Here is a 12,245-nt window from a genome sequence, read left to right as displayed (position 1 = left end):
CACCCCCATCCGCGCAAAATCGCTCGCCCCCATCCCCCACGGCTTCCTCACCCGCACCGGCGGAGTCTCCACCGGCGCCTATGCCAGCCTCAACACCGGCACCGGCTCCGACGATTCCCCCACCGCGATCGCCGAGAATCGCCGCCGCGCAACCGATGCCGTCCTCCCCGGCGCGCAGCTCGTCGGCCTCTACCAGATCCACTCGGCGGAGGCGGTGACGATCACCGCGCCGGTCGACGACACATTCCGCCCGCGCGCCGACGCGCTCGTCACCGACCGCCCCGGGCTCGCGCTCGGCATCCTCACCGCGGACTGCGCGCCCGTCCTGTTCGCCGACAGCGAGGCGGGGATCGTCGGCGCCGCGCATGCCGGCTGGCAGGGCGCGCTCGGCGGCGTCACCGACGCGACCCTGCTCGCGATGGAGGCGATCGGCGCGCGCCGCGACCGGATCGTCGCCGCGGTCGGCCCGTGCATCGCGCGCGCCAGCTACGAGGTCGACACCGGCTTCCTCCGCCGCTTCTGCGAGGCCGATCCCGAAAACGAACGCTTCTTCGCGGATGCCCGCAGCGACCATTACCAGTTCGATCTCGAGGCCTATGTCGTCAACCGCCTCGCCGCCGCGGGGGTCGGCCGGGTCGAGGCGCTCGGCCGCGACACCTACACCGAAGACGACGCCTTCTTCAGCTATCGCCGCGCGACCCATCGCGGCGAACCCACTTATGGTCGCCAGATCAGTATCATCGGCCTCTGACGCCTCCCCAAAGCGGCTGCGCATCGCTAGGCTCGCCGCATCGGCCCGCACCAGACGGGTCATGCAGGAGCCTAGAATGTCCGATACCCCGACCCCCACCGGCATGCCCGCCGAGACCGAAGCCGACCTCACCGGCGTCGCCGCGCGCGTCGCCCCCAAGCCCGAGGTCGAGAAGATCGGCGGCCGCAAGCTGAAGCCTTCGACGCTGATGATGGGCCATGGTTACGACCCGTCGCTGTCGGAGGGCTCGCTCAAGCCCCCGATCTTCCTCACCTCGACCTTCGTCTTCCCCAATGCCGCCGCGGGCAAGCGCCATTTCGAGGGCGTCACCGGCAAGCGTCCGGGCGGTGCCGAGGGCCTCGTCTATTCGCGCTTCAACGGCCCCAACCAGGAGATCCTCGAGGATCGCCTCGGCGTCTGGGAAGAGGCGGAGGACGCGCTCGCCTTCTCGTCCGGCATGTCCGCGATCGCCACCTTGTTCCTCGCGATGGTCAAACCCGGCGACACGATCGTCCATTCGGGCCCACTCTACGCCGCGACCGAGACGCTGATCGGCCGCGTGCTCGGCAAGTTCGGGGTCAAGTGGCTCGACTTCCCCGCGGGCGCCACGCGCGAGGAGATCGACGCGGTGATGACCGAGGCCGCGACCGGCAATGTCGCGCTCATCTATCTCGAAAGCCCCGCCAACCCGACCAACGCGCTGGTCGATGTCGAGGCGGTCGCCGCCAGCCGCGACGCGATATTTGGTGACGAGAAGCCGCCGATCGCGATCGACAACACCTTCCTCGGACCGCTCTGGTTCCAGCCGCTCAAGCACGGCGCGGACATCGTCGTCTATTCGCTGACCAAATATGTCGGCGGCCATTCGGATCTCGTCGCGGGCGGCGTGCTCGGCACCAAGGCGCACATCAACACGATCCGGACGATGCGCAACACGATCGGCACGATCACCGATCCCAACACCGCGTGGATGCTGCTGCGCAGCCTCGAGACGCTCGAGCTCCGCATGAGCCGCGCGGGCGAGAACGCCGCCAAGGTCTGCGCCTATCTGCGTCATCACCCCAAGGTCGAGCGCGTCGGCTATCTCGGCTTCCTCGCCGACGAACCCGGCGCCGAGCGTCAGGCCGACATCTATCGCCGCCACTGCACCGGCGGCGGCTCGACCTTCTCGCTCTACCTGAAGGGCGGCGAGCGCGAGAGCTTCGCCTTTCTCGACGCGCTCAAGATCGCGAAACTCGCGGTCTCGCTCGGCGGCACCGAAACGCTCGCCAGCCACCCCGCCGGCATGACCCACCTCTCGGTCCCCGACGCGCGCAAACAGGCGCTCGGCATCACCGACAATCTGGTGCGCATCTCGATCGGCGTCGAGGACGCCGACGACCTGATCGCCGACTTCACGCAAGCCCTCGAAGCGATCTGAGCCTAACCTTGTTCTCCCGCGAAGGCGGGAGCCCAGACTGGGTCCCCGCCTTCGCGGGGAAACACCCGGACCGGGCGCCCCGCCTTCCCCTTCTCCCCTTCCCGTCATCCTGACGAAAGTCAGGACCCAGAGCCCAGCAAACCCGCCCTACCCGAACCCGAACCCGAACACCGGCTGGCCCCAGCGCCCCCCACCCGTTAAAGCGCAACGGATGCCGATCTTCACCACCATCCCGCAGGACGACTTCGTCGCCGCGATCCACACCCTCGCCGCACAGCTGCGCGCGGACGCCGACTGGACTCCCGATTTCATCATCGGCATCGGCCGCGGCGGCCTCGTCCCCGCGGTCTTCCTCAGCCACGCGATCGGCCTCCCGACGCTCTCGGTCGACTATTCGAGCCAGGTCGAGGATTTCGCCGACCAGCCGCTCGTCAAGCTCGCCGCGCGCACCCAGTCGGGCGAGCGCCTGCTCTTCCTCGACGACATCAACGATTCCGGCCGCACGATCACCCATCTGCGCACCGCGCTCGCCGCCGCGGGCGCCGTCCCCGGCGCGATCCGCTTCGCGACGCTGATCGACAATCTCAGCTCCGCCGAACGCATCGACTACACCGCCCGCACGATCGACCGCCGCGACACCAAGGACTGGTTCGTCTTCCCCTGGGAAGCCGTCGCCCCCGCCACGACGATCGAACACGACGCCGCCGAAGTCCCCGACCGCATCGCCTGACGCGCGGCCAAGCCCGTCATCCTGACGAACGTCAGGATCCAGAGTTACAGACGCCGCGCTTCACGGCTCTGGATCCTGACTTTCGTCAGGATGACGGAGGAGGGACGTCCGACGCCCCAAGCCTCACCCGTCGCTGGCCCGCTCGATATCCGCACCAACCGCGCTCAGCTTCTCCTCGAGCCGCTCATATCCCCGGTCGAGATGATACACCCGCCCGACCGACGTCTCGCCATCCGCCGCGAGACCCGCCAAAATCAGGCTCATCGACGCGCGCAGGTCGGTCGCCATCACCGGCGCGCCGACCAGCTTGTCGACGCCGCGCACCACCGCGGTGTGGCCGCGCACCTGGATGTCCGCGCCCATCCGCGCCAGCTCGGGCACGTGCATGTAGCGGTTCTCGAAGATCGTCTCGGTCAGCACGCTCGCGCCGTCCGCCTTGCACAGCATCGCCATGAACTGCGCCTGCATGTCGGTCGCAAAGCCCGGATAGGGCGCGGTCGACAGCGTCAGCGGCTGGAGATGCCCGTCCGACGCGACGCGGATGCCGTCCTTGGTCGGGGTGACGCTCACCCCCGCCTCGACCAGCGCGTCGAGCGTCGCGCCCATGTCCGACGCGGTCACGCCGGTCAGCTCGAGGTCGCCGCCGGTGATCGCCGCCGCGCAGGCATAGCTGCCCGCCTCGATCCGGTCGGGCATCACCGCATAGGTCGCGCCGTGCAGCCGGTCGCGGCCCTCGATCGTCAGCGTCTCGGTGCCGATCCCGTCGATCGACGCGCCCATCGCGACGAGGCAGCGGCACAGGTCGACGATCTCGGGTTCGCGCGCCGCATTCTCGATCACGCTGGTCCCGCGCGCGAGCACCGCCGCCATCACGACATTCTCGGTCGCGCCGACCGACACGATCGGGAAGCGGTAGCGTCCCCCGGTCAGCCGCCCGCCCGGCGCGGTCGCCTTCACATAGCCCGCCGCCATCTCGAGCTCGGCGCCGATCGCCTCGAGTGCGCGCAGATGCAGGTCGATCGGCCGGTTGCCGATCGCGCAGCCGCCGGGCAGCGACACCGTCGCCTCGCCGCCGCGCCCGAGCAGCGGCCCGAGCACGAGGATCGACGCACGCATTTTCCGCACGATGTCATAGGGGGCTTCGGTCGAGGTCAGGTTGCCAGCGCGGATCGTCATCACCCGCCCGAAATCCTCGGGCCGCGTCCCCTGGATCGCGGTCGACGCGCCCAGCTGGTTGAGCAGATGCCCGAACCCGTCGACGTCGGCCAGCCGCGGCAAATTGCGCAGCGTCAGCGGCTCCTCGGTCAGCAATGCGCAGGGCATCAGCGTCAGCGCGGCGTTCTTCGCGCCGGAAATGGGCAGGCGCCCGGTCAGGCGGTTGCCGCCGCGAATGAGAATACGGTCCATCCCCGGCTGTCTATCGCCCCGCACGATCCGCGCAAGCCCGGCCGCGTGGCGGGCCTGTGTCCGCAGGCGCGCATGGCGGTCAACCAAATGCGGCTCATACCGGCCCTATTGATCGACTTTAATGCGTAAAATCGGGGGGTTTGCTCTGTGGAGCAACGACGGGGAGCCGATCACAGTGCCGCACAGTTGCTTCGCCGAACGTCTCGGCGATTACATCACCTTGACCGAGAGCGAGACGACGGCACTGACGCGCCTCGAGGAGCGCCCGCGCGACCTGCGCCGCGGCACGATCCTGCTGCGCGAGCACGACCCGATGGCCGAGCTCTTCATCCTCCAGCGCGGCATGGCGATGAGCTATGTCCTGCTCGACGACGGCAGCCGCCAGATCCTGCGCTTCCTGTTTCCCGGCGACATGCTCGCGGTCTCGGCTCTCGTCTATCGCGACTCGCCCGAGACGATCGTCGCGATGACCGACCTGACCGTCTGCCCGTTCGACCGGACGCTGATGGCCGGGCTGCTGACCGAACATCCGCGGCTCGCCGCGGTCATCATGGTGATGAACCAGATGGAAAAGGTCGCGCTGACCGACCGGCTCGCAGCCCTCGGCCGGACCTCGGCCAAGGTCCGCGTCGCTGCGCTGCTGCTCGAGATCCGCAACCGCATCCGGCTGACCGGACAGGCCGCGACCACCGATTTCGCGCTGCCGCTGACGCAGGAGGAGATTGGCGACGCGACCGGGCTGACCGCGGTTCATGTCAACCGCATGCTCCGCCAGCTCGAGGAGGACGGGCTGATCGCGCGCGGCGCTGGCCGCGTGTCGTTCACCGACGAGACCGCGCTGCTGCGCGCCGCCAATTACGTGAACCGGTTCGACGGTCTCGACCTGCGCTGGCTCCCGCCCGCGCGCTGACCACCCTGGTCCGGCGGGGGGCCTAGCCCCCGACGCGCGCTCAAAACCCCGCGATCAGGCCTTTTCGAGCGTGCACTGCAGCGGGTGCTGGTTCTGCTGCGCGAAATCCATCACTTGGCTGACCTTGGTCTCGGCAACCTCGTAGCTGAACGTTCCGCACACGCCGACGCCCTTCTGGTGGACGTGCAGCATCACCCGCGTCGCCGCCTCCATGTCCATGCGGAAGAAGCGCTGCAGGCACAGCACGACGAATTCCATCGGCGTGTAATCGTCGTTGAGCATCAGCACGCGGTACGGCGTCGGCTGCTTGGTGCGCGACCGCGTCTTGGTCGCGATGCCGACATTCCCGCGGTCGTTGCCGCCGGAATCCCCGGTGCCGTCGGAATTCCCGTCTTCGGCACGGATCCCGTCTTCAACACGGTTATAGCGTCGCTCGGTCATCGTCATCGGAACCAGTATTTTCGGTGTCAGCGCCATGACGTGAAAATATGGCACCTGATGGTCGAAGAGCAAGCCCCGCCCGCTAAAAGGGCAACCTATGAGGCCCGGCAAAAGGGCCTGGCAAAAGGGCTGGGCACAAGCGCCACGCAAAAGGGGCAGGCAAGGGATCCCCTGCCTGCCCCTCCCGTCTCGCGTCCGGCCGGAGACGGCGCGCGCGGCGCCGACCCCGGTCACCGGCTCAGTTGGCGATCTTCATCTTCTCGGTCGCCAGCGCGACCCGGTTGGACAAAGGCTGCGTGATCTCGCCCGCCATCTTCATCATCATCTCGGTCGAACGCGCGCTGTCCGCGATCAGCGTGTCGAACGCGCTGCGCATGTAATCGCCCTGCAGCTTCATGAACTCGGTCGGCGACTTGGCCGCGGCGAGCGTCTTCATCGCCTCGGTCGCGCCCTCGAACGACGCCTTGGCATAGGCCGAAACCTCATGCCCCAGCGTCTCGGCGCCCTTGGCGGCGATCTTCGACGATTCGACGATCGCCTCGATATTGCCCTTGGCGAACGCATTGGCGTCCTCGAACGCGGCCGCGCTCTTCTCCATCGCGCCCTTCGCGCGGGTCGAGAGGTCGGCGAACATTGCCTGGGTCTTTTCGATCGTGCCGGTGTCGAAATTCATCATGCCATCCTTTCCTGTACGCGCCGCTCCGACGGGAACGACGATGTCTGCTGGTGTCGAAACGGGTGTTGCAAGCGGCACCGCGACGCCCGTCACGGCGGGCGGCACCTCGTCGGTGCTCACAGGCTGCGCGTCGTCGGACGCGGCGGGCTGCGGCTCGTCAAGGCTCACGGGCTGCGCGGCGATGTCCGCCGCAGCGATCCCCGCCGCCCCCTCGACCGCAGCCACTGCCGTCTCGGGCGCAGGCTCGGGAAGTGCGACGGGCGCGGTCTCGGGCGGTGCGATTTCGAGGGCTTGCACGGCTACCGGAGCCGGCTCGACGATCGGGGTAGGCTCCGCGACCGGGGCCGTCTCAACCGCGGCGACCATCTCGGCCGGGGGCAACGCGACGGGCTTGGCGACTCGCTTGGCTCGCGCCGGCGCGACGGATTTGACCGTCCCGCGATCGCCCGACTTCGAACCAGACCCCCGCATCACATCTGCCCCCGCCTTATCGTGTTGCGTCGCAATATATCACAGTTGCAACGCCCCGACAATCGCCATTGTGCAGTGCAATATATTCCCCGATTCAACGTGTTGGTTAACGGGCGCCGGACGCGGCCTTAGCTCACCGCATCCGCACATACTCGCCCGGCGACTCGCCAAGCGCGGGCAGCGCCCCTTCGCCGGGGATCCGCGCCCCCGTCGCCGCGACCGTTTCGTCCCCCATCGCGCGCAGCCACGCGACCCAGTCGGGCCACCAGCTCCCCTTGGTCTCGACCGCCGCGGCGACGAACGCGTCGAGGCTCGCCGGCGTTTCGGCGCCCGCCGGATCCAGCGTCCAATATTGATATTTCCCCGCGGCGGGCGGGTTGACCACGCCCGCGATATGCCCCGACCCCGCCAGCACGAAGCGGACCGGCCCCGACAGCGCGGTCGTCAGCTTCCACACGCTCGCCGCCGGCGCGATATGATCCTCGCGCCCCGCCTGGACATAGGCGGGCGTCGTCACGCAACTGAGGTCGACCGGCGTGCCGTCCACCACCATCGCCCCCGGCTCGACCAGCAGATTGTCGCGGTACAGGTCGGTCAGATAGGCCCTGTGCCATTTCGCCGGCAGGTTGGTCGTGTCGCCGTTCCAGTGGAGCAGGTCGAACGGCACATAATCCTTGCCGAGCAGATAGTTGTTGGTGACGTAATTCCAGATCAGGTCGCGCCCGCGCAGCAGGTTGAACGTCGCCGCCATGTAGCGCCCGTCGAGAAACCCCTCGGGCGACAGCGTGCCGAGCAGCGCGATCTGCTCGTCGTCGATGAAATGCGCGAGCTCGCCCGCATCCGCGAAATCGACCTGCGCCGTGAAGAAGGTCGCGCTCGCCACCCGTTCCGCCTGCCCTCGCGCGCTCAGCACCGCCAGCGTCGCGGCCAGCGTCGTCCCCGCCACGCAATAGCCGATCGTATGCACCGCGGGCACGTCGAGCAGGCTCCGCACCGTCTCGATCGCCTCGATCTGCGCGGCGACATAATCGTCCCAGATCACGTCCTTCATGCTCGCATCCGCGGACTTCCACGACACCATGAAGACGCTCAAGCCCTGCTCGACCGCCCAGCGGATGAAGCTCTTTTCGGGGTTCAGGTCGAGGATGTAGAAGCGGTTGATCCACGGTGGAAAGATCACCAGCGGCGTCGCCTGGACGCGCTCGGTGGTCGGCGCATAATGGATCAGCTCGTAGAGCGGCGTGCGCAGCACGACCTTGCCCGGCGTCATCGCCAGGTTGCGGCCCAGCTCGAAACTGCCCTGCGCGGTGTGGGTCAGCTGCCCGCGGCCGATGTCCGCCATCATGTTCTGCAGGCCCTGCAACAGGTTGGCGCCGCGCGTCTCGATCGTCTTCTCGATCACCTCGGGATTGGTCAGCGCGAAGTTGGTCGGGCTCATCGCATCGACGAAGCCGCGCGTCGCAAAGCGCAGCTGCTCTTTCTGCCGCGGCTCCAGCCCCTCGACCGCGTCGACGCTGCGCAGCATCTGGTCGCCGATCGTCTGATAACTCTGCCGGATCAGGTCGAACACCGGCTCGCGCCACTGCGCCGCCTTGAATCGCTTGTCGGTCGCAGGCCCGGGCTCGGTTTGCGGCGCCGCGCCGCCCCCCTGTGGCACCAGCATCTGCTGCCACAAAGCAAAGCCGTCCCGCCAGAAATCGCGCACCCGCGAAAGCGTCGCCGGATCGTTGAACCCCGGCACCACCATCGCCTCCGGCACCGTCGCGTCGAGCGGCGCGGTGATCGCATCGAGCCCCTGCGCCATCATCATCTGCTGCGCCCGCCCCATCACCCAGGTCCAGTGCTGCAGCTCGGCCAGCGTCGGTGCGGCAATCCCCGGCGTCTCGGACATGGGCAACCTCTCCTTTTGCCCAAGCCTAACCCACTCCCCCACCCGGCGAAAGCCGCCCCAGCCATCCCCCAAAGCCATGACCCGCCCCGGCTTCGCCTTCTCCACCAGCTTCCGCGTCCGCTACGCCGAGATCGACGGGCAGAAGATCGTCTTCAACTCGCGCTATCTCGAATATGCCGATGTCGCGATCACCGACTTCTGGGACTGGAGCGGGATCGCCGCCGCGGTGCCCGGCTGGGACGACACCGAATTCAACGTCCGCCGCACCGAGATCGACTATCTCGCGCCCTTCCGGCTCGGCGACACGATCGCGGCGCATGTCCGGATCGAGCGGGTCGGCACGTCGAGCCTCACCAAGCGGATCGAGCTGACGCATGCCGCTACCGGCGCGCTCCACACGGTGATCACGATGGTCAGCGTCCATGTCGATCTCGCGACCGGCCGCCCCGCAAGCCTGCCGCTCGCGATCCGCGACCATATCGCGCGGCTCGCCACCCCCGCCTGACCGCTCAGTCCGTCGCGCCGATCTCCCCCGGCAGCGCCCAGATCAGCTCGCCCCGGCCCAGCACGCGGCCGTCATGCGCGCGCACCGCGACCTGTTCGATCGGCTGCCGGTCGCGCGCATCGACCAGGATCGGGAAGGCCGGGATCCGCGTCTCCCACCGCTCGCCCCATTGCCTGAGCGCGATCATCGTCGGCAGCAGCGCAAAGCCCTTTTCGGTCAGGCCATAGGCGATCTTGCGGCGATCCTCGGGCAAGGGCCGCCGCGCGAGGATGCCGTGCTCGACCAGCCGTGCGAGCCGGTTCGCCAGGATGTTGCGCGCGATGCCGAGCTCGGCCTGGAATTCCTCGAAATGATGCAGCCCGTTGAACGCCGCGCGCAGGATCAGGAACGACCAGCGCTCCCCCATCGCCTCGAGCGCCGCCGGCAGGCTGCATTCGCGCAGCGGCTCGCGCAAAATCCCCCGCGAAATTCCCCGCGATATTCCCTGCGAAATTCCCCCCGAAATCCCCATCGTCCCGGCTCCCCCCGACCCCGGTCTAGCCTATAGCATTCCGCCGCGCGATGCGCTCATCGAGTGCGTCTATCACGGTGACCGGACGCTTTTGGTTGCAAAGCAACACGCTGCGGCCCCATCTATGTTCCGTGTTGCGCCAATATGAACTCGTCGATCGAGTCCTCGATTACGATCCCGATGCCGACGAGGCCCTGCTGAACCGCGCCTATGTGTTTTCGATGCAGGCGCACGGGTCGCAGAAGCGTGCGAGCGGCGATCCCTATTTCAGCCATCCGATCGAGGTGGCGGGCATCCTCACCGACCTGCATCTCGATGACGAGACGATCGCCACCGCGATCCTCCACGACACGATCGAGGATACCGTCGCCACGCCCGAGGAGATCACGCGCCTGTTCGGCCCGTCGGTCGCGCGGCTGGTCGACGGCGTCACCAAGCTCAGCAAGATCGAGGCGCAGACCGAGAATGAGCGCGCCGCGGAGAACCTGCGCAAGTTCCTCCTCGCCATGTCCGACGACATCCGCGTGCTGCTGGTGAAACTCGCCGACCGGCTGCACAACATGCGCACGCTGCATCACATCGCCAAGCCCGAGAAGCGCCGTCGCATCGCCAAGGAGACGATGGACATCTACGCGCCGCTCGCCGAGCGGATCGGCATGTACGAGTTCATGCGCGAGATGCAGACGCTCGCCTTCGAGCAGATCGAACCCGAGGCCTCCGAATCGATCAACCGCCGGCTCGAGCAGCTGAAGGACGGCGACGGCAACCGCATCGCCAAGATCGCCTCGGGGCTCAAACTCGTGCTGTCGCGCGCCGGCATCGAGGCGGAGGTCGCGGGGCGCGAGAAGCATCCCTATTCGATCTTCCGCAAGATGTCCGAACGGCACATCAATTTCGAGCAATTGTCCGACGTGATGGCGTTCCGCGCGATCGTCCCGACCGAGGCGGACTGCTACGCCGCGCTCGGCATCATCCACCAGCGCTGGCCGATGGTGCCCGGCCGGTTCAAGGATTACATCTCGACGCCCAAGCGCAACGGCTATCGCTCGCTCCACACCAGCGTGATCCATGCCGACAATGCGCGTATCGAGATCCAGATCCGCACCGAGGCGATGCACGCCCAGGCCGAATTCGGCCTCGCCGCGCACTGGGCGTACAAGCAGAAGAGCGGCGGCCAGACGATCGGCGGCGGCGAGCATCAGGTCAGCTGGATCCGCGACCTGGTCGAGATCCTCGACACCGCCGAAAGCCCCGAGGAGCTGCTCGAACACACCCGGATGGCGATGTACGCCGACCGCATCTTCGCCTTCACCCCCAAGGGCGAACTGATCCAGCTGCCCAAGGGCGCGACGCCGATCGACTTCGCCTATGCGGTCCACACCGATCTCGGCGACCAGGCGGTCGGCGCCAAGATCGACGGCCGCGTCGTGCCGCTCTCGACCGTGATCGAAAACGGCAACCAGGTGCAGATCCTGCGCTCGAAGGGCCAGTCGCCGCAACCGCACTGGCTCAACGTCGCGACCACCGGCAAGGCGCTCGCCGCGATCCGCCGCCATCTGCGCCACAAGGAACGCGTCGAGCAGGAGGCACTCGGCCGCACGCTGTTCGACGACATCGCCTCGCGCCTCCCAGCCCCGATCGGCCCCGACGCGACCGAGCCCGCGCTCAAGCGGCTCAAATTCGCCGACGAGGGCGCGCTGATGGTCGCGATCGCGCGCCGCACCGTGTCCGACGAACAGGTGATGGAGGCGCTGATGCCCGGCTCCACCGGCGCCGATCTCGGCCATACGGTCGCCCCGCAGTCGAGCGCGATCTCGATCAAGGGGCTGACGCCGGGCGTCGCCTATGACCTCGCCACCTGCTGCCACCCCGTGCCGGGCGACCGCATCGTCGGGCTGCGCCGTCCCGATGCGGGGATCGAGGTCCATGCGATCGACTGTCGCGTGCTCGCCGAACTCGCCGAGCGGACCGAGAACGAGACCGACTGGGTCGACGTCGCCTGGGGCGAAAAGACCGAAGGCGCGGTCGCGCGCATCTCGGTGATGGTCAAGAACGAGCCCGGCTCGCTCGGCGTGGTCGCGTCGATCATCGGTACGCACATGGCCAACATCATCAACCTCCGCCTCGACACGCGCGACACCAGCTTCCACACCAACGAGATCGACGTCGAGGTCCACGACATCCAGCAACTCATGCGCCTCATGGCCGGCCTCCGCGCCGCCGACGCCGTCAACACCGTCGAGCGCGTGTAGGGGGAAAGCGGCTCCGCCCCCCGCGCCGTCCTCACCCCCGTCATCCCGACGAAAGTCGGGACCCAGAGCCCAGCAGCACCACCCGCAACCCTGGGTCCCGGGTCAAGCCCGGGATGACGAAGAAGGAGCACCTCACCCCTCCCCCGTCATCCCCGCGCAGGCGGGGATCCAGACTGGCTACCGCCGGCGATCCATCACCAACCGCATAGACTATGGATCCCCGCCTCCGCGGGGATGACGACGCGGCAGGACACGCCCCGTCACTCCCACACCCCCCCGC

The 12,245-nt window shown here is 68.0% G+C and carries 11 protein-coding genes; 6 read left to right on the top strand and 5 right to left on the bottom strand.

Features of this window, described 5'->3' with window-relative positions:
* Positions 1-7: 7 nt before the first annotated feature.
* The 3 genes from pgeF to GV027_RS13115 all read left to right on the top strand — a co-directional run bounded on the left by pgeF (position 8) and on the right by GV027_RS13115 (position 2,901).
* Entirely contained in the window at positions 8-751 is a 744-nt protein-coding gene (gene pgeF, locus GV027_RS13125; protein ID WP_159512906.1) for a peptidoglycan editing factor PgeF, read from the top strand.
* 76 nt (positions 752-827) lie between these two features.
* A complete protein-coding gene (locus GV027_RS13120) occupies positions 828-2,171 on the top strand; it encodes a cystathionine gamma-synthase family protein (protein ID WP_373928262.1) in 1,344 nt (447 codons plus the stop codon).
* Between the two features lie 211 nt (positions 2,172-2,382).
* On the top strand, positions 2,383-2,901 hold the full coding sequence (locus tag GV027_RS13115; protein WP_159512138.1) for a phosphoribosyltransferase: 519 nt from the start codon (positions 2,383-2,385) through the stop codon (positions 2,899-2,901).
* A 123-nt stretch (positions 2,902-3,024) separates the two neighbouring features.
* On the opposite strand, the gene murA is transcribed toward GV027_RS13115, so the two are convergent.
* Positions 3,025-4,308: a UDP-N-acetylglucosamine 1-carboxyvinyltransferase gene (murA, locus tag GV027_RS13110; protein ID WP_159512137.1), complete on the bottom strand. Its 1,284-nt coding sequence runs from the start codon at positions 4,306-4,308 to the stop codon at positions 3,025-3,027.
* A 121-nt stretch (positions 4,309-4,429) separates the two neighbouring features.
* Between murA and GV027_RS13105 the strand changes: the two genes are divergently transcribed.
* Positions 4,430-5,218 carry a Crp/Fnr family transcriptional regulator gene (locus GV027_RS13105; protein WP_081874263.1) on the top strand — a complete coding sequence of 263 codons (789 nt, stop codon included), beginning with the start codon at positions 4,430-4,432 and terminating at the stop codon, positions 5,216-5,218.
* A gap of 54 nt (positions 5,219-5,272) precedes the next feature.
* On the opposite strand, the gene clpS is transcribed toward GV027_RS13105, so the two are convergent.
* From clpS to GV027_RS13090, 3 genes are all read right to left on the bottom strand, one after another.
* On the bottom strand, positions 5,273-5,659 hold the full coding sequence (gene clpS, locus GV027_RS13100) for an ATP-dependent Clp protease adapter ClpS (protein WP_159512905.1): 387 nt from the start codon (positions 5,657-5,659) through the stop codon (positions 5,273-5,275).
* A gap of 238 nt (positions 5,660-5,897) precedes the next feature.
* A complete protein-coding gene (gene phaP, locus GV027_RS13095; protein WP_159512136.1) occupies positions 5,898-6,806 on the bottom strand; it encodes a phasin family protein in 909 nt (302 codons plus the stop codon).
* A gap of 133 nt (positions 6,807-6,939) precedes the next feature.
* Positions 6,940-8,697, bottom strand: coding sequence for a PHA/PHB synthase family protein (locus GV027_RS13090; RefSeq protein ID WP_159512135.1), 1,758 nt, complete (start codon positions 8,695-8,697; stop codon positions 6,940-6,942).
* A gap of 76 nt (positions 8,698-8,773) precedes the next feature.
* Between GV027_RS13090 and GV027_RS13085 the strand changes: the two genes are divergently transcribed.
* Positions 8,774-9,202, top strand: a complete 429-nt coding sequence (locus GV027_RS13085; protein ID WP_159512134.1) for an acyl-CoA thioesterase — start codon at positions 8,774-8,776, stop codon at positions 9,200-9,202.
* A 4-nt stretch (positions 9,203-9,206) separates the two neighbouring features.
* On the opposite strand, the gene GV027_RS13080 is transcribed toward GV027_RS13085, so the two are convergent.
* Entirely contained in the window at positions 9,207-9,608 is a 402-nt protein-coding gene (locus GV027_RS13080) for a winged helix-turn-helix transcriptional regulator (protein WP_042467067.1), read from the bottom strand.
* 236 nt (positions 9,609-9,844) lie between these two features.
* On the opposite strand from GV027_RS13080, the gene GV027_RS13075 reads away from it, so the two are divergent.
* Entirely contained in the window at positions 9,845-11,965 is a 2,121-nt protein-coding gene (locus GV027_RS13075) for a RelA/SpoT family protein (RefSeq protein WP_159512132.1), read from the top strand.
* Positions 11,966-12,245 lie beyond the last annotated feature (280 nt).

It is taken from the genome of Sphingomonas sp. T1, from assembly GCF_902506585.1.
Lineage (GTDB): Bacteria > Pseudomonadota > Alphaproteobacteria > Sphingomonadales > Sphingomonadaceae > Sphingomonas > Sphingomonas aerolata.
Note: the sequence above shows the minus strand (reverse complement) of the source record. Positions and strands in the feature narration are given on the sequence as shown.

Excerpts from the sequence above, each read along its gene's own strand:
- phaP (WP_159512136.1), bottom strand. The coding sequence starts at position 6,806 with ATGCGGGGGTCTGGTTCGAAGTCGGGCGATCGCGGGACGGTCAAATCC.
- murA (WP_159512137.1), bottom strand. The coding sequence starts at position 4,308 with ATGGACCGTATTCTCATTCGCGGCGGCAACCGCCTGACCGGGCGCCTG.
- GV027_RS13085 (WP_159512134.1), top strand. The coding sequence starts at position 8,774 with ATGACCCGCCCCGGCTTCGCCTTCTCCACCAGCTTCCGCGTCCGCTAC.
- GV027_RS13120 (WP_373928262.1), top strand. The coding sequence starts at position 828 with ATGTCCGATACCCCGACCCCCACCGGCATGCCCGCCGAGACCGAAGCC.
- GV027_RS13090 (WP_159512135.1), bottom strand. The coding sequence starts at position 8,697 with ATGTCCGAGACGCCGGGGATTGCCGCACCGACGCTGGCCGAGCTGCAG.
- GV027_RS13105 (WP_081874263.1), top strand. The coding sequence starts at position 4,430 with ATGCGTAAAATCGGGGGGTTTGCTCTGTGGAGCAACGACGGGGAGCCG.
- GV027_RS13080 (WP_042467067.1), bottom strand. The coding sequence starts at position 9,608 with ATGGGGGAGCGCTGGTCGTTCCTGATCCTGCGCGCGGCGTTCAACGGG.
- clpS (WP_159512905.1), bottom strand. The coding sequence starts at position 5,659 with ATGACCGAGCGACGCTATAACCGTGTTGAAGACGGGATCCGTGCCGAA.
- GV027_RS13115 (WP_159512138.1), top strand. The coding sequence starts at position 2,383 with ATGCCGATCTTCACCACCATCCCGCAGGACGACTTCGTCGCCGCGATC.